This window comes from Brevundimonas sp. (assembly GCF_041648615.1).
Lineage (GTDB): Bacteria > Pseudomonadota > Alphaproteobacteria > Caulobacterales > Caulobacteraceae > Brevundimonas.
Genome location: NZ_JBAZOS010000030.1, coordinates 1 through 21,519, shown reverse-complemented (window position 1 = coordinate 21,519; position 21,519 = coordinate 1). Strand labels below are relative to the sequence as shown.

The window sequence follows — 21,519 nt, the reverse complement described above, 5'->3', positions numbered from 1 at the left end:
CTCGGCTAGAAGGCGGCCATGACCGGCCGCATCCACCGCTTCGACGCTCTCGACAATTTCCGGGACTACGGCGACTACGCCGCCGGCGCGGGCCGCCACATCGCGCCCGGACGCCTGTTCCGCTCGGCGCATCAGGCGCGGGTCAGCCCCGCCGACCTGGACCGCCTGGACGCCCTCGGGCTCGCCGCCATCGTCGACCTGCGCCGACCGTCCGAGCGCCGCGACCAGCCCTCGAAACGGCCGGCCGGTTTCGCGGGCGCGGTGATCGAAAGCGCCCATGACGACGGCGGCGAGGCCCCGCACCTCACCTTCCTCAAGACCGCCGATCTGACGCCCGATTCCGGACGGCGCTTCATGATGGACGCCTATCGCCGTCTGCCGTTCGAGCCGTCGCACCTCGATCTGTTCGCCCGCTATTTCAGGCTTCTGGGCGAGGTCGAGGGCCCCGTCCTGATCCATTGCGCCGCCGGCAAGGACCGCACCGGCCTGCTGGCGGCCCTGACCCACCATCTGCTCGGCGTCCACCCCGACGACATGATGGCCGACTACCTGCTGACCAACACCGCCGTGGATCTGGAGCGGCGCGCGCCGGGCATCGCCCGCCAGCTGGAGGCCATGACCGGCCGCCCCGCCTCGCACGACGCCGTCGTGGCCTTCCTGGGCGTCGAGCCGGTCTATCTGGAGACCGCCCTGGCCGGGATCGCGGCCCAACATGGCTCGATCGACGCCTGGCTCAAACAGGCTCTCGGCGTCGACGCCCGCCTGCGCGACCGCATCGGCGAGCGGCTGTCGGCGTGAACTCCCGCATCGTCGAGATCCTTATACGGCCCTGGCGCGACCCCCTCGCCGTCGCCCATGGCCTGAGACATTTCGACGGCCCGCTGGCCCTGCTCTCGGACGGCGGCGTCCTCGGGCGCTGGTCCTTCGTCGCCGCCGAACCGGATCGGGTCCATGTCGGCCCGCTGCCGGCCGATAGCGGTCTGCATCCGCTGGGCGCGCCGCCCTTCGAGACCGGCCTCATCGGCCTGTTGGCCTATGACGCCGGCGCCCGCGCCGCGACCGGTCCCCGTCCGGACGTCTGGCCCGACCTCATGCTGGCCCGCTATCCGGCCATGCTGGCGTTCGATCATCGCGACCGCTCGGTCAGCGTAATCGGGCGTGGGGACGACCCGGCGTCGGCGCGGGCCGCGGCGGAAAAGGCCGAGGCGTGGCTGGCGGGCGCGCGCGATCCTGTGCGTCCCGCCGCTCCGGCCGCATCATTCGAGGCGGAGGCGGCTCCGGCGACCTATGTCGACGCCGTGGCTGACGTGGTCGACCGCATCGCCGCCGGGGACCTGTTCCAGGCCAATATCTCCCGGGCCTGGTCAGGGACGCTGGCTCCCGGGGCCGATCCGTTCGACGTCATGCTGCGCCTGGCCGACCGGGCCGCGGCCTACGGGGCCTTCTGGCGTCTGGGCGATCTGGCGATCGTCTCGAACTCCCCCGAGCTGTTCCTGACCTTCGAGCCGGCGACCCGCCGGATCGAGACACGGCCGATCAAGGGCACCCGCCCCCGCGACGCCGATCCGGCGCGCGACGCCGCACTGGCCGCCGAACTCGAGGCCAGCGCCAAGGACCGGGCCGAAAACCTGATGATCGTCGACCTGATGCGCAACGACCTGGCGCGGGTCGCTGAACCGGGCTCGATCGTGGTGGACCGGCTGTTCGAGATCGAAACCCACCCGACCGTCCATCACCTGGTCTCGACGGTTTCGGGCCGCGTCAGGGACGGCGTCGGCCCCGCCGACCTGCTGGCGGCGACCTTTCCCCCCGGTTCGATCACCGGCGCGCCCAAGCATCAGGCCATGAAGGTCATCGCCGGCCATGAGCCGCCGCGCGGTCCGTGGTGCGGCAGCCTGTTCCACATTCAGGACGACGGCCGGATGACGGCGTCCGTCCTGATCCGCACCGCCTCCTTCAAACGGACCGGGGACAGCTGGCGTTTCCGCGCCCTGGCGGGAGCGGGCATCGTGGCGGACAGCGATCCCGGGGCCGAACTGGCGGAAACAGACGCCAAGATCCTCGCCCTGCGCGAGGCGCTGACCGGGTCCTAGCAGTTCGAGCAGACCACGGCGTCGACGGTGCGCGGACGCAGATAATAGGTGTGCGAGAACCGCGTCACCGGGGGCATCAGATAGTCGACGGGAGAATCATAGTCATAGGTGACTTCCGACAGAATGATGCTTTCCCCATTGGAGATCAGCCCCGCCGGCAAGACGACCACTTCGCCGACCGGGCGCGAGCCCATACCGCGGCCGCGGCTCCAGACCACCTTGGCGACGCCCGCCGTCTGCGTGACGCTGCTGACGCGCTGATTCAGCGTGGCCGTGGAAAAGGGCTTCATGATCAGTCCGCCGATCTGGAAGATGTCATCCAGGTTCGCCGTCGCCACGATCTCTTCCTGAGCCACCAGGTCCGCGACCATGGCCGCGACATGACCCATGCGCTTCTGGGCCATATAGCCCTGGCAGAATTCGGCCAGCCCGAAATAGAAGGCGATCATGACCGGCGCGATCAGGGCGAACTCGACAGCCGACACGCCGCGTTCGTCGCCCGTCAGTCGGGAAATGAGCCCGCGGCGCCTCATGCGAGGGGCTCTTCGCTCACGGCGTCGACCCCGGTCAGCATGACGGTCCCGCTGGGGGAGCGAAGGGCTCGTTCCGGAACGCCGTGGTGGCGGTCAGCATGGCCGTCCCGTCGTTCAGCCGCGACAACCCCTGGGCCAGAAAGGTCGTCAGCAACGGCTGCCGATACCAGACCCGCACCAGGACCAGACTGCCCGGGTTGCCGATGCAGTAATTCATTCCCGCCGCATCGAACGCGCCCCCCGCCATCGGATCCGGCGGCGGGGCGGCGAACTGGGGGATGACCCGGACATCGACCGTCGCGCGACTGGCGCAGTCGGGCGCGAAGATGCTCATCCGGCTGCACAGGGCCGTCTTGAACTGCGCCGCCGTCATGCCCTGGGCGCTGGCCTGACCCGTACGGATCATACGGCCGGTCTCGATGGTGGCGTTTTCCAGAACGGAGTCCGTGACGAATACGAGACCCAGTTCCAGGATGGCGAACATCATCAGGCAGAACGGCAAGGCGACCATGCCGAATTCGACAGCCGCCGACCCGTCCCGCGCCGCCAGCAGTCGGGCAGGGAAACCGCGGCGGAGGGCCGGAGACCGGGGTTGACGAGCGCGCATCGGCGGATGGCCGCTACGGCGTCGGCGCCGCGGGGCCGCTGGTCCCGAGCACGGACGGCGAGCATGAAGCGGCGCAGGCCATCTCCGTGGCCTGGCCGCCGCGCCAGACGCGGACCCGGCCCGCGCCGGATCCGGCCGTAACGATGACTTCGCTCTGGAAGAGAGTCCGGCCGGCGCTGTCGACCGCCACGATCTCGGTCACCCCATAACCCTTGCCGGTGATATACAGGGTGTTGGAATCCACGACGGTCACATCCGCGATCTCGGGGTTGCCCACGATAATGGACCCGGCCGCCCCCCGCAGCTGAACCCGCGCGGCCTGATCAATTTCGACGCTCATCCGCGCGGACTGCGCGAAACCGACCGCCGGAGCGGCCAGCAGGGCGAGGGCGGCGAGGGCGGCGCCCAGTCGGGCGGATCGGGCGGTGCGGGTCATGCGTCGAATTCCGGTGAACGGGCGCGCGCGTAAGCGTGAACCGGACACTGCCCCGCAATCCTCAATAAAGTCTGAAATCATGCAACCGCGGTTGCGGTTATAGTAAACGCGGCGTCAATAAAGAAATCGAACTCTCAGATCACCGTTTTACTCGCCCTTAATCGGCGATCTGCATTGTGAAGATGCAAAAGGGGGTCAGGCGGGCAAACCGACGACCCCGGCGGCGTCAACGATTGCTCGCTTTAACTTAGAAGGGTTTCAGCATGACCAGGTTCGTTTCGAATTTCATGTCCGACGAGTCGGGCGCCACGGCCATCGAGTACGGCCTGATCGCCGCCCTCATCGCGGTCGTCATCATCTCGGCCGTGACCGCCCTGGGCACGACCATCAAGACCAAGTTCAACGCCGTCGTCACCGGCATGGGCGGCACCGCCGGCGCCTGACGGTTCCGACGAACGTCTGAAAAGCGGCGAAGGGCCGGGGTGGAAACGCCCCGGCCCTTTTCTGTGGTCCTGACCGGCGGGTTCAGAATGCCTGCATGCGATTATTCAAGGTGAATCGCCCGGTAACTACGACCGCCTACGCTGTTTTAACTGACATGGGCGAAAACAGTCCTGCGTTTGGGGGTCAAGCGGGCTACCGGCTCCCCCCGTTTTGAGTAGCTCGCTTCACTCCATCCAAAGGGAAATCCAATGACCAAGTTCGTTTCGAATTTCATGTCCGACGAGTCGGGCGCCACGGCCATCGAGTACGGCCTGATCGCCGCCCTCATCGCGGTCGTCATCATCTCGGCCGTGACCGCCCTGGGCACGACCATCAAGACCAAGTTCAACGCCGTCGTCACCGGCATGGGCGGCACCGCCGGCGCCTGACGGTTCCGACGAACGTCTGAAAAGCGGCGAAGGGCCGGGGCGGATGCGCCCCGGCCCTCCTGCTTTACGGTCTGTCTGTCCCCTCAACCCCGCTTTAACCGCCTGTATGTGAAATACGGCCATGGACACCGTGACCCTGATCCTTCTCGGCGTGATGCCGGCCCTTGTCATCGTCGCCGGGCTCAAGGACCTGACCTCGATGAAGATCCCCAACTGGATCTCGGGACTGCTGGTGCTTGCCTTCTTCCCCGCCGCCCTCGTCGTGGGCCTCGACCCGATGACGGTCGCCGCCAACCTCGGCGTCGCCGCCGGGGCGCTGGTCATCGGCGCGGGCATGTTCGCCCTGCGCTGGATCGGCGGCGGCGACGCCAAGTTGATGGCGGCCGCCTGCCTGTGGCTGGGCCTGTCGGGCTCCGGCATGTTCCTGCTGTGGACCGGCGTCATGGGCGGCGTCTTCTGCCTGGCGCTGCTGTTCGCCCGCTTCCATTCGCGCCCGTATCTGATCGGCGCGCCGGGCTGGATCGTGCAGCTGATGGAGCCGCGTGGCGACATCCCGTACGGCGTGGCCATCGCCGCGGGCGCCCTGATGGCCTATCCGGCCTCCCCCCTGCTGGCGACCTTCATCGCGGGGTAACAGCGACTTAGGTCCGCGTTAACCCGCAACCGGCATGGTCGTTAACGGTAGGGGGCAGAGGACCGACTCGATGGTTCGGTCCGGTCCTGCCGGAGACCGTGGATGAAGCCCGCCCGTATCATCGTGATTTGCGTCGCCGCCGTGGCCGCCATTGGCCTGGCCCTGGTCGTGCGCTCCATGGGATCGCCTTCGAAAGCCCCCACCGCCGTCGCCACAGCCGCCGCTGTTCCCGCGCGGCCCATGGCCAAGGTGCTGGTCGCCGCCAAGGACCTGCAGCCCGGACAACGCCTGACCGAGGGCGACCTGGACTGGAAGGACTGGCCCGCCGACGAGGTCAATCCGGCCTTCATCACCGATGGAACCGTTCCGCTGCCGTCCGCCGGGGCGGTCGCCGACGCCAAGCCCGCCGACAAGCCCGAAGGCGCCGTCGCCTCGGTGACCCGCGCCGCCACGGATCTGGCGACCGGCGGGGCCAAGGCCGACTATGTCGGCTCGGTCGTGCGCGAACCCATTCTGGCGGGCGAACCGATCGTCAGCCGCAAGATCGTCCGCGCCGGGGACAGCGGCTATATGGCCGCCTATCTGGAGCCCGGCATGCGCGCCATGGCCATCCGCGTCACGGTCGAGACGGCCGCCGGCGGCTTCATCCTGCCGGGCGACCGGGTCGATGTCCTGCTGACCCGCGAGACCACGCTCGGCAACGCGGGCGCCCAGGAGGGCGACCGGGCCAAGTTTTCTTCGTCCACCGTGATGCAGAACGTCAAGGTGCTCGCGATCGACCAGTCGACGCGGGCCGGCGACGACGAGCAGGCCGTGGTCGGCGCGACGGCGACGCTGGAGCTCGGACCGCGCGACGCCGAAGCCCTGGCCCTGGCCAAGTCCGAGGGCGAGCTGAGCCTGGTCCTTCGATCCTACGCCGATACGGCCGGACCTTCCGGCCGGGTCGCCCCGGTCATCCGGCAATCCTCGGCTGTCCGCATCTACCGCGGCGGCGCGCCCGAAGTGGTGGTGGTCCAATGAAGCGCCCCATGAAGCGTCTTGCCGCGCTCGCCCTGGCCGGCCTCACATTCGCGGCCGCGGCTCCCGCCGCGCCGAACGTCGCCCACGCCCAGTCCCGCGCGTCCGTGCCCCTGGGCGCCGGGGCGCAGCTGATCAATCTGCCGCGCGGCTCGTCCATGGCCATCGACCTGCCGTCGGACGCCCGCGATGTTATCGTGCCGAACCCCGTGGTCGCCGAGGCCATGCTGCATTCGCCGCGCCGCATCACCATCATCGGCCTGCAGCCCGGCGAGACCGACGCGGTGGTTCTCGACGCCGCCGGCCGCACCATCCTGTCCCTGCGGATCCGCGTGGACGCGGGGGTTTCCGCGCTGCAGGACACGCTGAACCGGATCGTCCCGGGCGGTGCGGTCCATGCAGAGGCCATCAACGACAGCATCATCCTGACCGGCCAGGTCCTGAACCCGATCGATTCCCAGCGGGCCCAGCAGATCGCATCGGCCTTCGTGGCGACGCCCGAGAAGGTGTTGAACATGCTGAGCGTCGCCGGCTCGGACCAGGTCACGCTGAAGGTTCGGGTGGTCGAGATCCAGCGCACCGCCATCAAGCAGTTGGGCTTCAACACCAGCGCCGTGCTGGGCCGGCTGGGGGACGCGCAGTTCCTGCTCGGCCAGGCGGCGACCTTCGGCGTGAACGGCGGCCTGCTGGGCGGCTTCTCCGGCGGGGGGTCGATCGACACCACCAAGAACTACCAACTCCAGGTTCCATGCGCGGCCGGCCTGCCCGCCGACGCCACCTGCATGGGCGTCATCGATGGACCCAACAACCGCTACGGCGCCGAGAACTGGGATACGGCGCAGCCTGGCACCGGCCCCGGAAGTGATGGCCTCAACCGGGGCGAGGCCACCATCAAGGCGTTCGAGCGCGCCGGCCTGATCCGGACGCTGGCCGAGCCGAACCTCACCTCGGTCAACGGCGAAAGCGCCACCTTCCTGGCCGGCGGCGAATTCCCGATCGTGGTGGGGCGAGACCAGGACGGCACCATCCTGACGGAATACAAGCCCTACGGCGTCAGCCTGGCGTTTCGCCCCATCGTGATGTCGGGCGGCCTGATTTCAATGCAGATCACGGTCGAGGTGTCAGAACTGACCAACTCCGGCGCCCTCACCATCGGCGCGGGCACGACAACCGCCACGTCCCTGTCCGGCCTGAATGTGCGCCGGGTCCAGAACACGGTCGAACTGCCCTCGGGAGGATCGATGATGATCGCCGGCCTGCTCCAGGAAACCACGCGGCAGAATATCGACGCCCTTCCGGGGCTCATGAACGTGCCGGTTCTCGGGTCGCTGTTTCGTTCGCGCGATTATCTGAACGGCGAAACCGAACTGGTCGTCATCGTCGAACCCTACATCGTCAGACCCACCTCGCCGGGTCGGATGCAGACGCCCGCCGATGGTTTGCGCATCGCCAACGACGCACAGACCATTTTCCTCGGCCAGTTGAACCAGGCCTACAACGCATCCGAGCCGACGGCCGCCCGGAGCAGCTGGCAAGGCCCCGTCGGCTATGTGATCGAATGAGCGCCTCCATGACCCGCACCCCGTCTGTTTCGCGTCCCGCCCGGACCGCCCGCGGAATGACGCTCGCCGCCCTTCTCGGAGCGGTCCTGATGTCGGGATGCGTGGGCCTGCCTGTGGAAAGCGACCTGCCCGTCCCCCTGACGCCGACCTCGCGATATTCCTTGCAGGTTGAGCCGGGAATCGATCGCATCGCCCTGGCGGTGCACGAGACCGGCCTTTCCGGACCGCAGCGCGCCGCCATCGTCGATCTGGCGGCGCGCTTCGCGCGCGAAGGGGCTTCTGTCGTCACCATCGAGGCCCCGGCCGGCGAGGATCCGGTGGCCGTCGACATGGCCTGGAAGGTCCGCAGCGCCCTGGAAACGGCCGGGGTCTCCGGCGGTATGATCCAGGTCGTCAGCTATTCGGGCCCGGACGCGCGCGCACCGGTCCTGCTGGGCTTTGAAACCCTGCAGGCCGCCGTTCCGCGGTGCGGGACCAACTGGGGAAGCCTCACCCGCTCGGCCACCAATCAGCCGTCCTCCAACTTCGGCTGCGCGGTCAACGCCAATCTCGCCGCGCAGATAGAAACGCCGCGCGATATCGTCACTCCACGGCAAATGACGCCGTCCGACGCGGCCCGTCGGGGGGTCGTTTTCGCCAACTATCGCACCGGGCAGAACACCGCCGCGACCCAGGAGCAAATGCTCACCAATCGTCGCGTCGCCCGGGCCGTGGAATAGGGCAATGAGCAACGCCTTCGCCCCCCAACCCTTTGACGAGTTCGACGACGAGTTTGATCTTGATATGGGTTATGTGACGCCCGAGGCCGCGGTCGCCGGATCGACCGTCGTCGAGCCCGCCGCATTTCCGGGCGAACCGCCGGTCGATCAGCGTCCGCCCCTCCAGTTCACGCCCCCGGCCGTCGCCGCCCTGGCCGCCCAGCCAGCCCCGCCCCTGCACGAAGCCGGTGAAGCCGTTCCCGCCGCGGCCGGCTTCAATCCCGTCGGTGAACTGGTCGCCGGCGCCGCCTCGGCCTTCTCGGCCCCGATGCTCAGCGGCGGCCACACCGCCGAGATCTCGGTGCCACGCATCGCCATCCACGTCTTCGCCGAACGTCAGGACACCCTGGCCGCCGCCGAGCGCGCGGGTCAGGATCGCCGCTTGTCGCGCGCCACGACCCAGATCCGCATCGGCGGCGTCGCCGCGGCCGTCGAGGCCTATCAGCACGAACCAACCCCGCCGCTGATCGTCGTCGAATGCATGAAGGACCCGCAGACCCTGCTGTGGGAAGTCGATCAGCTGGCCGAGGTGTGCGACGCCGGCACCAAGGTCGTCGTCGTCGGCGCCACCAATGACATCCTGCTTTTCCGCGAACTGATGCGTCGCGGGGTCAGCGAGTATCTGGTCGCGCCGCTGCAGCCGCTCCAGCTGATCGCCGCGATCGGCGGCCTGTTCGCCGACCCGGCCCAGCCCTTCGTCGGCCGCTCGATCGCCTTCGTCGGCGCGCGCGGGGGAACGGGATCCAGCTCGGTCGCCCACAACACCGCCTATGCGATGTCGGAGCGGATCGGCGCCAACACCGTCATCGTCGATTACGACCTGCCCTTCGGCACGGCCGGGCTGGACTTCAATCAGGACCCGCTGAGCGGCGTCGCCGATGCGCTCAGCCAGCCGGACCGTCTCGATCCCCTGCTGCTGGACCGGATGATGGTCCGCTGCACCGACAAGCTCAGCCTGTTCGCGGCCCCGGCGACCCTCGACGTCGACTGGGACATCTCGCCCGAGGCCTTCGAGGAGGTCACGACCCAGATCCGTTCGACCGCCCCCTTCGTAGTGCTGGACCTGCCCCATCTGTGGTCGGGCTGGATGCGCCGCACCCTGATCGCGGCCGACGAGGTCGTCATCGTCGCGACGCCGGATCTGGCCTCGCTGCGCAACGCCAAGAACATGATCGACCTGATCAAGCAGGGCCGCCCCAACGACGCCCCGCCCCGGCTGGTGCTCAACCAGGTCGGCGTGCCCGGACGCCCTGAAATCCCGGCCAAGGATTTCGGAGCCGCCCTGGGAGTCCATCCCAGCCTGATCATCCCCTTCGACCCCAAGACCTTCGGGGCCGCCGCCAACAACGGCCAGATGATCCTCGACGCCAGCGCCAAGTCGAAGGCGGCCGAGGCCTTCCAGACGCTGGCGCAGATCGTGTCACGCCGCGAACTGCCGATGGTGACCGGCCACAAGACCAGGGGCGAGGGCAAGTCCATGTTCGGCGGCCTGTTCAAGAAAAAGTCGTAAGGGGTGTTCGGCAAGCGCACAGGTCAACCGGGGAATGTGGCGACGGCGCCGCGTCCATCCGCGCCTGCGCCGCAGTCGACGCCGGCCGCCCAGCCGCCTCCCGGCATCCAGACCGAAGCCTTCGCCTTCGGCGGCGAACAGACTCCCGACCAGGTCCTGGCCGCGACCCGCAAGGCCGAGTCCTACGCCGCCAGGCCCGCCTCCCCCGCCGCCGACCGGCTGGACGCCCTGGCCATGCGGCCGAAGCCTGCCGGCGAGAGCGAGGGGGCCGGGACCGGTCCCGGCCCCAAGGCCACGCCAGGCTTTGAACAGCTGAAGAAGGCCCAGGCCGTCGCCGAGATCGTCCGCGAGCAGTCCGACTATTACCACGCCACCAAGACGACGATCTTCAACGCCCTGATGAACACCATCGATCTGGCCCAGCTGGCCCAGCTCGACACCAAGGCCGCGTCGGAGGAGATCCGCGACATCGTCGCCGAGCTGGTGGCGATCAAGAACGTCTCCATGTCGGTGGCCGAGCAGGAGCATCTGGTCCAGGACATCGTCAACGACGTCCTCGGCTACGGTCCGCTTGAGCCGCTGCTGGCCCGCGACGACATCGCCGACATCATGGTCAACGGCGCCGGCCGGGTGTTCATCGAGGTCGGCGGCAAGGTCCAGCTGACCAATGTCCGCTTCCGCGACAACGCCCAGCTGATGAACATCTGTCAGCGGATCGTGTCCCAGGTCGGCCGTCGCGTCGACGAGAGCAGCCCGATCTGCGACGCCCGCCTGCCGGACGGCAGCCGCGTCAACGTCATCGCCCCGCCGCTGGCCATCGACGGCCCGACGCTGACGATCCGGAAGTTCAAGAAAGACAAGCTGACGATGAAGAACCTGGTGGAGTACGCCTCCATCAGCCCCGAGGGCGCGCGCGTTTTGGGCGTCATCGGCGCGTCGCGATGCAATCTGGTCATCTCGGGCGGAACGGGCTCGGGCAAGACCACCCTGCTGAACACCCTGACGGCCTTCATCGACCCGACCGAACGGGTCATCACCTGCGAGGACGCCGCCGAACTGCAGCTGCAGCAGCCGCACGTGGTGCGTCTGGAGACCCGCCCGCCCAACCTCGAGGGCCAGGGCATGATCACCATGCGGGACCTGGTGAAGAACTGCCTGCGCATGCGTCCCGAGCGGATCATCGTCGGCGAGGTGCGCGGTCCGGAAGCCTTCGACCTGCTGCAGGCCATGAACACCGGCCACGACGGCTCCATGGGCACGCTGCACGCCAACAGCCCCCGCGAAGCCATCAGCCGGATGGAGTCGATGATCACCATGGGCGGCTACGGCCTGCCGTCCAAGACCATTCGCGAGATGATCGTCGGCTCGGTCGATGTCATCGTCCAGGCGGCGCGCCTCCGGGACGGCAGCCGTCGGATCACCCACATCACCGAGGTGGTGGGGCTGGAAGGCGACGTCATCGTCACCCAGGACCTGTTCGTCTACGAAATCACCGGCGAGGACGAGAACGGCAAGATCATCGGCCGTCACCGTTCGACTGGCATCGCCCGGCCCCGCTTCTGGGACCGCGCCCGCTACTACGGGCTGGAGCGCGAGCTGGCGGAAGCCCTCGACGCGGCGGAGTAGCGGACGATGCTGCCGATCCTCGCCGCCGTCCTGGCCTTCATCACCATCGGCGGCCTGGGCTGGGCCTTCGTCGGCGGCGGCGATTCCAGCGACGTCGCCCTCAAGCGCGCCGAGGGCTTCGGCAGTCCGAAACAGAACAACGCCGCGTCGAAAAAGGCGGCCGCCGCCAACACGCCCGAGGCGCGTCGCAAACAGATCATGCAGCAGCTCCAGGAATCGGAGCGCGCCGAGCGCAAGGCGCGCATCAGCCTGCAGGCCAAGCTGAAGCAGGCCGGGCTGAACACCAGGCCCTCGACCTTCTGGATCATCAGCGGGGTGCTGGGCGTGTTCGCCTTCCTGCTGCCGCTGCTGTTCGGCCTGAACGTCCTCATCGCGCTGGGGATGGCCTTCGTCGTCGGCCTGGGTCTGCCGCGCTGGTGGGTCGGCATGCTGGGCCAGCGGCGGCGCAAGAAGTTCTCGAGCCATTTCGCCGACGCCGTCGACGTCATCGTGCGCGGCATCAAATCGGGCCTGCCGGTGCACGACTGTTTCAAGATCATCGCCCGCGAGAGCCCGCAGCCTCTGGGCGCGGAGTTCCAGAAACTGGTCGAGGGCCTGGGCGTCGGCCTGACCCTGGCCCAGGCGCTGGACAGGATGTACGAGCGCATGCCGACGCCGGAGCTGAAATTCTTCTCCATCGTCATCGCCATCCAGCAGAAGACTGGCGGCAACCTGGCCGAGGCGCTGAACAACCTCTCGGTCGTGCTGCGGGCCCGCAAGATGATGGGCGAGAAGATCAAGGCCCTGTCGTCCGAAGCCACGGCCTCGGCCGGCATCATCGGCTCCCTTCCGCCCGCGGTGATGATCCTCGTCAGCGTCACCACCCCGGCCTACATGGCCAAGCTTTTCACCGACCCGCGCGGCCAGTTCATGCTGTTCGTGGCCGTGGCGATGATGAGCTTCGGCATCTTCGTGATGAAGAAGATGATCTCGTTCAAGTTCTAGGAACCGGCCCGTGATTGAGTTCTTCACCAACGTCCAGAACCTGCTGAGCCTCGGCGTGGGGGTGCTGGTGTTCGCCACCATCGTGACGCTGGCGAGTTCGTTCGGCGGCGGGGTCAAGCTGGAGAGCCGGATGCAGGCCGTCGCGGTTCGCCGCGAAGAGCTGAAGCGCCGGTCGCGTCAGGCGATCGCCTCCCAGAACGCCGGCCCGCAGGGCCTCCGGCACACCGACGACGGGTTCAAGAAGCGCGTCGTCGAGCGGCTGAACCTGACCACGCTGCTGGAAGATCCCAAGGTCGCCGACAAGATGGCCCAGGCCGGCTATCGCGGACCCAAGCCGCTGACGACCTTCTACTTCTTCCGCTTCTCCATGCCCTTCGTCTTCCTGGCGATCGTGGCCTTCTATCTGTTCGTCTTCAACGACTTCGGCCTGTCGTTCATGGTCCGGGTGACGATCACCATGGTCGCTGCGGTGATCGGCTTCTATGCGCCCAACATCTTCCTGGCCAACCGCATCGCCAAGCGCCGCACCTCGATCATGCAGGCCTTTCCCGATGCGCTGGACCTGCTGCTGATCTGCGTCGAGGCCGGCATGTCGATCGAGGCGGCGATCCAGAAGGTCAGCCAGGAGATCGGCGGCTCGTCCATCGACCTGGCCGAGGAGATGACCCTGCTGTCGGCCGAGCTCAGCTATCTGCCCGACCGGCGCATGGCCTATGAGGGCCTCGCCAGACGCACCAACCATCCGGGCGTCAAATCGGTCGCGACCGCCATGACCCAGGCCGAGACCTATGGCACGCCGCTGGGCTCGGCCCTGCGCACCATGGCCAAGGAAAACCGCGAGATGCGCCTGTCGGCCGCCGAGAAGAAGGCCGCCGCCCTGCCCGCCAAACTGACCGTGCCGATGATCCTGTTCTTCCTGCCGGTGCTGTTCATCGTCATCCTGACGCCGGCGATCATCAGCATCCAGGATACGATGGCCGCCGGCGCCGCGGGCGGCTGACGGCGCTCAGACCGGCAAGGCCCCGCGCTTCACCACCGTTCGCATCGCCACGCTGGACGAGACGCGCGTGACCCCCGGAATTCGCGTCAGCTCGTGGGAATGGACGCGCTCCAGATCGTCGACGTCGCGCACCACCAGCCGCAGCAGATAGTCCGAGCCGCCGGTCATCAGATAGCATTCCACCACCTCGGGCACCGTGGCGATGGCGGTCTCGAAGGCCGTCAGCGAGGCCTCGGCCTGGGACGACAGGGTCACCGTCACGAAGACGCTGATCGGCAGGCCCACGGCGCGTTCGTTGATGATGGCGGCGTAGCGGCTGATGACCTCGGCGGCCTCCAGCGCGCGCAGACGGCGCAGGCAGGCGCTCTCGGACAGGTTCACCGTCCGGGCCAGATCGGCGTTGGTCATGCGGCCGTCGCTCTGCAGGGCGCGAAGCATCTTCCGGTCGGTGTCGTCGAGGGCGACAGCAGAGATTGTCTTCATCACCCACCTCATTCGCAGATTCTGCGAATGTACGGCGTTCACCCGCCAAAAAGAACAGGAACCTGCGGTCGAACCGCCGCTAGATTGCCGCACGAAGCGAGGCGGCCGGAGAGCGCGCCCGCATCCTCACCGGAACAGGAAACTCCCATGCGCGTCGGCGTCCCCAAGGAAATCAAGAAGAACGAACACCGCGTCGGTCTGACGCCGACCGCCGTGCGCGAATATGTCGCCCATGGGCACACGGTCTCGATCGAGACGGGCGCCGGACTGGGCGCGGGCTTCACCGACGCCGACTTCAGGAAGGCCGGCGCGAAGATCGTCGCCGACGCGAAGACGGTCTTCGCCGACAACGACATGATCGTGAAGGTGAAGGAGCCGCAGAAGGTCGAGTGGGAAATGCTCCGCGAGGGCCAGATCCTGTTCACCTATCTGCACCTGGCGCCCGACCCCGAGCAGACGAAGGGGCTGGTGGCGTCGAAATGCGCGGCCGTGGCCTATGAGACCGTGACCAACGCCCAGGGCGGCCTGCCGCTGCTGGCGCCGATGTCGGAAGTGGCCGGCCGGATCGCCGTCTTCTCGGCCGCCGAGACCCTGCTGAAGCACAACGGCGGCATGGGGCTGCTGTTCTGCGGCGTTCCGGGCGTGGCCCCGGCGCGGGTGCTGGTGCTGGGCGGCGGCGTCGTCGGCCTGAACGCGGCCCGCATGGCCATGGGCCTGGGCGCCGAGGTGGTGGTGCTGGAACGCTCCATCCCGCGCATGGCCTATATCGACGAAGTCACCCAGGGCCGGGTCATCACCCGCTATTCCTCGATCGGCGCGATCGAGGAGGAGATGGTCAAGGCCGACGTCATCATCGGCGCCGTTCTGGTCCCGGGCGCCGAGGCGCCCAAGCTGATCAAGCGCGAACACCTGAAGCAGATGAAGCCCGGCTCGGTGCTGGTCGACGTCGCCATCGACCAGGGCGGCTGTTTCGAGACCAGCCACGCCACGACCCACGAGGACCCCACCTACGTCATCGACGGCGTCGTCCACTATTGCGTCGCCAACATGCCGGGCGCCGCCCCGCGCACCTCGTCGGAAGCCCTGAACAACGCCACCCTGCCCTTCGGCCTGGCCCTGGCCGACCACGGTCTGGACGCGCTGAAGTCCAACCCGCATCTGGCCCGCGGCCTGAACGTGCTGAACGGCGAGATCACCTATCCGGCCGTCGCCGAGGCGCTGGACATGCCGTGGAGCGATCCGTTCGGGGTGTGGGCGAAGGGCTGAAGCCCAGGGATCAGGGATTAGGGATGAGGGATGAGGAAGCGAGCTCATCGGCTCGCCCGCTTGCTGCTCCCCGTCTCATCCCTCATCCCTAATCCCTCCCATGCCTGTAAATCGCCGCTCTCTTGGGGCATAAGCCGCGCTCAAGCAGCGAGCGACCGCGTCGCGAGCGTTAGCGCCCACTTAGAAATCACGCGATGAAGTTTCTCGACCAGGCCAAGATCTATATCCGCTCCGGCAACGGCGGGGCGGGCGCCGTCTCGTTCCGGCGCGAAAAATTCATCCCGAACGGCGGGCCCGACGGGGGCGACGGCGGCAATGGCGGCAACGTCTGGATCACCGCCATGGACGGGCTGAACACCCTGATCGACTTCCGCTACCAGCAGCATTTCAAGGCCCAGACCGGCGTCCACGGCATGGGCCGGCAGATGCACGGCGCCAAGGGCGAGGACGTCATCCTCAAAGTCCCCGTCGGCACCCAGGTGCTGGACGACGACAAGGAGACGGTGCTGCTGGACATGGATCATGTCGGCAAGACCGAACTGCTGCTGAAGGGCGGCAACGGCGGCTGGGGCAATGTCCACTTCAAGGGTCCGTCCAACCAGGCCCCCGCCTACGCCAACCCGGGCCAGGAAGGCCAGGAGCGCTGGATCTGGCTGCGGCTGAAGCTGATCGCCGACGTCGGCCTGGCCGGCCTGCCCAACGCCGGCAAATCGACCTTCCTCGCCGCCGCCAGCGCCGCCCGGCCCAAGATCGCCGACTATCCGTTCACGACCCTGGTGCCCAACCTCGGCGTGGTCGACCTGTCGCCCACCGAGCGGTTCGTCATCGCCGACATCCCCGGCCTGATCGAGGGCGCCTCGGAAGGGGCGGGCCTCGGCACCCGCTTCCTCGGCCACGTCGAGCGCTCGGGCTGTCTGATCCATCTGATCGACGGCACCCAGGACGACGTCGCCGGCGCCTACCGGACCATCCGCCACGAGTTGGAGGCCTATGGCGCGGGCCTGGCCGACAAGGCCGAGGTCCTGGCCCTGAACAAGGTCGACGCCCTGACCCCCGAGGCGCGCGAGGAAAAGGCGGCCGAACTGGAGGCCGTCGCCGGCCGCCGGCCCATGCTGGTCTCCGGCGTTTCGGGCGAGGGCGTGACCGAACTGCTGCGCGCCGCCTGGACCGAGGTCCGCAAGGACCGCGGCGAGATCGCCCCGGCCGAGGAAGACGAGACCGTCATGGAGACGCCGGGCGGCTGGGCGCCCTGATGGTCGACGGCGCGTCCCGATCCGCCCGGGCGATCGCCGACGCCCGGCGCATCGTGCTCAAGATCGGCTCGTCCCTGCTGGTCGACGGCCGGACCAACACGGTCGATCACGCGCGACTGGAGGGACTGGCCGCGCGCGTCGCCGGCTGGATGGACCAGGGCAGGCAGGTGCTGGTGGTCTCCTCGGGCGCCGTCGCCCTCGGCGCCCGGCGGCTGGGTCCGAAAGCGCGGGCCGGGAGCCTTGAAGCCAAACAGGCGTCGGCCGCCGTGGGCCAGTCCCTGCTCATGGCGGCCTGGGCCGCGGCGTTCGAGCCCCACGCGCGGATCACCGCCCAGATCCTGCTGACCCGAGACGACACCGAGACGCGGCGGCGCTGGCTGAACGCCCGCGCCACCGTCGGCGCCCTGCTCGACATGGGGGTGATCCCGGTCGTCAACGAGAACGACACCGTGGCCACCGACGAGATCCGCTATGGCGATAACGACCGGCTGGCGGCGCGCGTGGCGCAGATGATCGGCGCCGACCTGCTGATCCTGCTGTCGGACGTCGACGGCCTCTATACCGCCGACCCCCGGTCCGATCCCGAGGCCGTCCATATTCCCCATGTCGAGACCCTGACGCCGGCGATCGAGGCCATGGCGACGGGCCCCAACGCCGGGGCGGGCATGGGGACCGGCGGCATGGCCACCAAGCTGATGGCCGCCCGGATCGCCGCCGACGCCGGCTGCGCCACCCTGATCGCCGCCGGACGGTCGCTGGAGGCGGGCGAGAGCTTCGCAGACCTGCGCAGCACCCTGATCGATCCCGCCACGACCGTGAGGGCCGCCTACAAGCAGTGGATCGGCGGGTCGCTGGCGCCGCGCGGGACACTGGTCGTCGATGCGGGCTGCGCCCGGGCGTTGGCGGAGGGCAATTCGCTTCTGGCCGTGGGGCTGGTCTCCGCCGACGGCGCCTTCGGCAAGGGCGATCCGGTCGGCATTGTCGACGGCGACGGGATGGAGATCGCCCGGGGCCTGGTCCGCTACGACGCCGGCGAGCTGTCGAAGATCATCGGCGTCCGCTCGGCCGATCTGGCCGCGGCCCTCGGCTACGAAGGCGGACCGGTCGTGGTCCATGCCGATGATCTGGCGCTTCGGCGGCCCTGAGCCCTTTGACACGGGCGCGGACGATGCGACCCTGAGCGGATGAGCCCGTCCTCCGACCTTCCGCCCTCGACGCCCGTCGCCCCTCTCGAGGCGGATATGCTGGCCATGGGCCGCCGGGCCCGCGCGGCCGCCCGCGCCCTCGCCCTGGCCGGGCCGGAGACCCGCACCCGCGCCATCGCCGGCATGGCGAAGGCCTTGCGGGCGCGGTCCGACCGGGTGCTGGCGGCCAACGCCGCCGATCGGGAGGACGCGAGGGCCGGGGGCATGGCCGAGGCCCTGATGGACCGCCTCGCCCTCGATCCCGCCCGGCTGGAGGGCGTCGCCGCGGCGCTGGACGCCATCGCCGCCATCGCCGATCCGGTCGGGGTCGAGACGGCGCGCTGGACCCCCGCCAACGGTCTGGACATCGCCCGGGTGCGCACCCCGATCGGCGTGCTGGCCATCGTCTATGAGAGCCGGCCCAACGTCACCGCCGACGCCGCCGCCCTGGCCGTGCGGTCGGGCAATGCGGTGATCCTGCGCGGCGGCTCGGAATGCCTGCGCTCCAACCTGGCCATCCACGCGGCGCTCGTCGAAGGGCTGGAATCCGCAGGCCTGTCCCCCGACACGGTGCAGCTCGTCACGACCCGCGATCGCGCCGCCGTCGGCAGCATCCTGACCGGTCTGGACGGAGCCATCGACCTGCTGATCCCGCGCGGCGGGCGGTCGCTGGTCGAGCGGGTGCGGCGGGACGCCCGCGTCGCGGTGCTGGGACATCTGGAAGGAGTCAATCACGTCTATGTCCACGCCAGCGCGGAGCCGGACATGGCCCGGGCGGTGGTGCTGAACGCCAAGATGCGGCGGGTGTCGGTCTGCGGCGCGGCGGAGACCCTGCTGATCGACCGGGCGGCCGCCGACAGCCTGCTGCCGTTGATCGCCGCCGACCTGACCGCGGCGGGCTGCGAGCTGCGCGCCGACGCCGCCGCGCGCGCGCTGGTTCCGCTGGCGACTTCGGCGAGCGAGGCCGACTGGTCGACCGAATATCTGCGGCCGATCCTCGCCGTGCGGGTGGTCGACGGCGTCGACGCGGCCCTCGACCACATCGCGCGCCACGGCTCGGGTCATACGGAGGCGATCGTGGCCTCCGATCCGGTGGTGATCGAACGCTTCCTGGCCGAGGTGGACGCCGGCATCGTGCTGGCCAACGCCTCGACCCAGTTCGCCGACGGCGGCGAGTTCGGCTTCGGCGGCGAGATCGGCATCTCCACCGACCGGCTGCACGCCCGCGGGCCGGTCGGCGCCGAACAGCTGACCAGCTTCAAATACGTGATCCGCGGCCAGGGCCAGATCCGGCCCTGAAGCCGGATCGCAGGCGACACCGGACAGACCGCGTGTTAGCTCCCTTGTGAGCATAAGTCCCCGCGAGCCCTGCCGCCTTGTCCTTCTTCCACGCCGGTCCCGCACCCAAAGCCCCGGGGCCTCGCCCCGGGGCCCTGCGCGACGGGCTTGACCTGCAGCCCGGCATGGCGGTCGGCCTGTTCGGAGGCTCGTTCAATCCCGCCCACGACGGCCACGCCCATGTCGCCGAGACGGCGATGCGGCGGCTGGGGCTGGATCGCGTCATCTGGCTGGTGTCGCCGCAGAATCCGCTGAAGGATACCCGCGACAGCGCCCCCCTGGCCGAGCGCATGGCTTCGGCGCGGGCGGCGGCGCGGCTGGCGGCGGACGGGCGGTCCATGATCGTCTCGGACTTCGAGACCCGGGTCGGAACGCAATGGACCGTCGACACCCTGCGCGCCCTGACCGCCCGCCATCCCGGCGTGCGCTTCGTCTGGCTGATGGGATCGGACAATCTGGCCGGCTTCCACAAGTGGCGCGGCTGGACCGACATCATGCGGATGATGCCGATGGCGGTGATCGCCCGGCCGGGCTCCCTGCACCAGAGCCGCACCTCTCCCGCCGCGGCCCGGTTCGCGGCGGCGCGAATTCCGGCCGCCCGCGCACGGCTCCTGCCCGACCTCGAGGCGCCGGCCTGGACCTGGCTGACGGCGCCGTTGAATCCCCGTTCCTCAACCGCGCTGCGGGCCGCGCGTGACGCCGCCGCGCATTTGTGATAGACTGCGCCTTTAGTAATCTCCCCGGAGCCCTCCGCTGACCCCCTCGCCCGCGCACGATGCGCAAGACGCCGCCGTTTCCAACACGGCGCACGAGATGGACGAATTCGAACCCATCCGCTCCGAAGACGGTCCGCAGGCTCCCCTTCCCGTCGGCTCCACCGCTCTGGAAACGGCCATTCTGTCGCGTCTCGACGACGACAAGGCCCAGGACATCGTCCTCATCGACCTGAAGGGCAAAAGCCCGATGGCCGACACCATGATCATCGCCTCCGGGCGGTCGCACCGTCACGTCGGCGCCCTGGCCGACCACCTTCAGCGCGCGCTGAAGGAACAGGGTCTGGGCAAGGTCAAGGTTTCGGGCCTGCCGCACTGCGACTGGGTGCTGCTGGATGCGGGGGACGTCATCGTCCACCTGTTCCGTCCCGAGGTGCGCGCCTTCTACAACATCGAGAAGATCTGGTCGGTCGAGAGCGGCCATCGCGTCGACGCCCGCGCCTGATCTCCTGATCCCCAAGTCCTGAACCCATGAAGCTGGCCGTCATCGCCATCGGCAAGCCGGGGCGGGGACCCGAAGCCATGCTGGCCGCCGACTACGCCGACCGCGCCACCCTGGCCGGTCGGGCCCTGGGGCTGGGACCGCTGGAGCTGGTCGACCTCGAGCCGCGCAAGCCGGGCAAGGCGCCCGAGGCCGAGCTGATCCTCAAGGCCGCCGAGGGGGCGCATCTGATCGCCTGCGACGAACGCGGCAGGACCTTTTCCAGCCGCGCCTTCGCCGACCATATCGCCATGCTGCGCGACCGCGGCGAGCGCCGTCTGGTGTTCGCCATCGGCGGGGCGGACGGGCTGGACGAGAGCGTGCGTGCGGCGGCGGGTTCGACCCTGGCCTTCGGGCCCCAGACCTGGCCGCATGCGCTGGCGCGGGCGATGCTGGCGGAACAGCTGTATCGCGCCGTGACCATCCTGGCCGGTTCGCCCTATCATCGCGACTGATGCGTCCGCTGGTCCTGATCCTTTGCCTGAGCCTGACCGCCCTCCCCGTAGGCGCGGCGCCGATCACCGACGTGGCGCGGCTTCAGGCCGAGTTCCGCGACGAACAGGCCCGCGCCCGACGCCTGCGGGCCGAAGCGGCCGAGGCCACGGCCGAATTGGCCGGGCTGGAGCGGTCTCTGGGCCAGTTGCGCGCCTCGGTCGGCGAGGACGACCGGCTGATCCTCGCCCAGCGGGCCCGGTTGCGCGAGCTGGGCGCGCGCGAGGCGCCGCTGGTGACGCAGTTGTCGCAGGCGCGGGGCCGGCAGGGCCGGCTGCTGTCGGCGCTGCAAATGATGAGCCGCCGCCCGCCGCCGCCGCTGCTGACGCCCGCCGACAAGGCGGTGGACACCGTCCGCGCCTCCATCCTGATCCGCGCCATGACCCCGACGCTGCAGGCGCGGGCCCAGGGACTGGCGGACCGTCAGGACGAGGTGAACCGCGTCCGGCGCATCGCCGCCCTGAACAGCGAACGACTGTTCACCACCGAAAGCGCGCGCGGCGACCGACGGGCGCGCATCGAGGCCCTGACCGCGCGCAAGACCGCGCTGCAGGCCGTGCTGCGGGCCGAGGCGCAGACGGCGGAACGGGCCACCCGCGCCCTGGAGGCCCGGCTGC

The 21,519-nt window shown here is 69.1% G+C and carries 22 protein-coding genes and 2 pseudogenes; 20 read left to right on the top strand and 4 right to left on the bottom strand.

The window, feature by feature from the left end; all coding sequences use genetic code 11:
- Window positions 1-18 precede the first annotated feature (18 nt).
- Window positions 19-798 carry a tyrosine-protein phosphatase gene (locus WC555_RS11525; protein WP_373253707.1) on the top strand — a complete coding sequence of 260 codons (780 nt, stop codon included), beginning with the start codon at window positions 19-21 and terminating at the stop codon, window positions 796-798.
- Window positions 795-2,093: an anthranilate synthase component I family protein gene (locus WC555_RS11520; protein ID WP_373253706.1), complete on the top strand. Its 1,299-nt coding sequence runs from the start codon at window positions 795-797 to the stop codon at window positions 2,091-2,093. Before WC555_RS11525 ends, WC555_RS11520 begins: the two co-directional genes overlap by 4 nt.
- On the opposite strand, the gene WC555_RS11515 is transcribed toward WC555_RS11520, so the two are convergent.
- Genes WC555_RS11515 through WC555_RS11505 form a run of 3 tightly spaced genes read right to left on the bottom strand, consistent with a single transcriptional unit; the run spans window position 2,090 to window position 3,669 of the window.
- On the bottom strand, window positions 2,090-2,626 hold the full coding sequence (locus WC555_RS11515) for a TadE/TadG family type IV pilus assembly protein (RefSeq protein WP_373253704.1): 537 nt from the start codon (window positions 2,624-2,626) through the stop codon (window positions 2,090-2,092). The two genes, WC555_RS11520 and WC555_RS11515, sit on opposite strands and share 4 nt — an antisense overlap.
- A 34-nt stretch (window positions 2,627-2,660) precedes the next feature.
- The gene (locus WC555_RS11510) at window positions 2,661-3,233 is read right to left on the bottom strand and encodes a TadE/TadG family type IV pilus assembly protein (RefSeq protein WP_373253703.1); all 573 of its coding nucleotides are present in this window, start codon (window positions 3,231-3,233) and stop codon (window positions 2,661-2,663) included.
- 13 nt (window positions 3,234-3,246) lie between these two features.
- Window positions 3,247-3,669 (bottom strand): pilus assembly protein N-terminal domain-containing protein, encoded by a 423-nt coding sequence (locus WC555_RS11505; RefSeq protein WP_373253702.1) that lies wholly within the window; start codon window positions 3,667-3,669, stop codon window positions 3,247-3,249.
- Between the two features lie 263 nt (window positions 3,670-3,932).
- Here WC555_RS11505 and WC555_RS11500 point away from each other — a divergent pair, with 263 nt between their 5' ends.
- From WC555_RS11500 to WC555_RS11455, 10 genes and pseudogenes are all read left to right on the top strand, one after another.
- On the top strand, window positions 3,933-4,112 hold the full coding sequence (locus tag WC555_RS11500; protein ID WP_373253701.1) for a Flp family type IVb pilin: 180 nt from the start codon (window positions 3,933-3,935) through the stop codon (window positions 4,110-4,112).
- 249 nt (window positions 4,113-4,361) lie between these two features.
- Complete coding sequence (locus tag WC555_RS11495) at window positions 4,362-4,541, top strand: Flp family type IVb pilin (protein ID WP_373253698.1); 180 nt, start codon at window positions 4,362-4,364, stop codon at window positions 4,539-4,541.
- A gap of 121 nt (window positions 4,542-4,662) precedes the next feature.
- A complete protein-coding gene (locus WC555_RS11490; protein ID WP_373253696.1) occupies window positions 4,663-5,175 on the top strand; it encodes a prepilin peptidase in 513 nt (170 codons plus the stop codon).
- A 102-nt stretch (window positions 5,176-5,277) separates the two neighbouring features.
- Window positions 5,278-6,195 carry a Flp pilus assembly protein CpaB gene (gene cpaB / locus WC555_RS11485; protein WP_373253694.1) on the top strand — a complete coding sequence of 306 codons (918 nt, stop codon included), beginning with the start codon at window positions 5,278-5,280 and terminating at the stop codon, window positions 6,193-6,195.
- Between the two features lie 8 nt (window positions 6,196-6,203).
- Window positions 6,204-7,754, top strand: coding sequence for a type II and III secretion system protein family protein (locus WC555_RS11480; RefSeq protein ID WP_373253692.1), 1,551 nt, complete (start codon window positions 6,204-6,206; stop codon window positions 7,752-7,754).
- A 56-nt stretch (window positions 7,755-7,810) separates the two neighbouring features.
- Window positions 7,811-8,473 (top strand): CpaD family pilus assembly protein, encoded by a 663-nt coding sequence (locus tag WC555_RS11475; RefSeq protein WP_373253691.1) that lies wholly within the window; start codon window positions 7,811-7,813, stop codon window positions 8,471-8,473.
- Window positions 8,474-8,477: 4 nt separating this feature from the next.
- Window positions 8,478-10,022: a CpaE family protein gene (locus WC555_RS11470; RefSeq protein ID WP_373253689.1), complete on the top strand. Its 1,545-nt coding sequence runs from the start codon at window positions 8,478-8,480 to the stop codon at window positions 10,020-10,022.
- Between the two features lie 187 nt (window positions 10,023-10,209).
- Window positions 10,210-11,648, top strand: a pseudogene (locus tag WC555_RS11465) (CpaF family protein); the annotation flags it as partial.
- A gap of 6 nt (window positions 11,649-11,654) precedes the next feature.
- Window positions 11,655-12,632: a type II secretion system F family protein gene (locus WC555_RS11460; RefSeq protein WP_373253687.1), complete on the top strand. Its 978-nt coding sequence runs from the start codon at window positions 11,655-11,657 to the stop codon at window positions 12,630-12,632.
- A 10-nt stretch (window positions 12,633-12,642) separates the two neighbouring features.
- Window positions 12,643-13,632: a type II secretion system F family protein gene (locus WC555_RS11455; protein ID WP_373253684.1), complete on the top strand. Its 990-nt coding sequence runs from the start codon at window positions 12,643-12,645 to the stop codon at window positions 13,630-13,632.
- A gap of 6 nt (window positions 13,633-13,638) precedes the next feature.
- Here the strand turns inward: WC555_RS11455 and WC555_RS11450 are convergent, their stop codons facing one another.
- On the bottom strand, window positions 13,639-14,115 hold the full coding sequence (locus WC555_RS11450; protein ID WP_373253682.1) for an Lrp/AsnC family transcriptional regulator: 477 nt from the start codon (window positions 14,113-14,115) through the stop codon (window positions 13,639-13,641).
- 147 nt (window positions 14,116-14,262) lie between these two features.
- Here WC555_RS11450 and ald point away from each other — a divergent pair, with 147 nt between their 5' ends.
- The 8 genes and pseudogenes from ald to WC555_RS11410 all read left to right on the top strand — a co-directional run.
- Window positions 14,263-15,381, top strand: coding sequence for an alanine dehydrogenase (gene ald / locus WC555_RS11445; RefSeq protein ID WP_373253680.1), 1,119 nt, complete (start codon window positions 14,263-14,265; stop codon window positions 15,379-15,381).
- 194 nt (window positions 15,382-15,575) lie between these two features.
- A complete protein-coding gene (obgE, locus tag WC555_RS11440) occupies window positions 15,576-16,634 on the top strand; it encodes a GTPase ObgE (protein WP_373253679.1) in 1,059 nt (352 codons plus the stop codon).
- Window positions 16,634-17,779 (top strand): glutamate 5-kinase, encoded by a 1,146-nt coding sequence (gene proB, locus WC555_RS11435; protein WP_373253676.1) that lies wholly within the window; start codon window positions 16,634-16,636, stop codon window positions 17,777-17,779. Before obgE ends, proB begins: the two co-directional genes overlap by 1 nt.
- A 39-nt stretch (window positions 17,780-17,818) precedes the next feature.
- The gene (locus WC555_RS11430; protein WP_373253674.1) at window positions 17,819-19,117 is read left to right on the top strand and encodes a glutamate-5-semialdehyde dehydrogenase; all 1,299 of its coding nucleotides are present in this window, start codon (window positions 17,819-17,821) and stop codon (window positions 19,115-19,117) included.
- Window positions 19,118-19,194: 77 nt separating this feature from the next.
- Entirely contained in the window at window positions 19,195-19,872 is a 678-nt protein-coding gene (locus tag WC555_RS11425) for a nicotinate-nucleotide adenylyltransferase (protein ID WP_373253673.1), read from the top strand.
- A 97-nt stretch (window positions 19,873-19,969) separates the two neighbouring features.
- Window positions 19,970-20,374: a ribosome silencing factor gene (gene rsfS / locus WC555_RS11420; protein ID WP_082560167.1), complete on the top strand. Its 405-nt coding sequence runs from the start codon at window positions 19,970-19,972 to the stop codon at window positions 20,372-20,374.
- A 26-nt stretch (window positions 20,375-20,400) separates the two neighbouring features.
- The gene (gene rlmH / locus WC555_RS11415) at window positions 20,401-20,865 is read left to right on the top strand and encodes a 23S rRNA (pseudouridine(1915)-N(3))-methyltransferase RlmH (RefSeq protein WP_373253672.1); all 465 of its coding nucleotides are present in this window, start codon (window positions 20,401-20,403) and stop codon (window positions 20,863-20,865) included.
- A pseudogene (locus tag WC555_RS11410) lies at window positions 20,865-21,519 on the top strand (peptidase M23); the annotation flags it as partial. The gene rlmH and the pseudogene WC555_RS11410, both read left to right, overlap by 1 nt.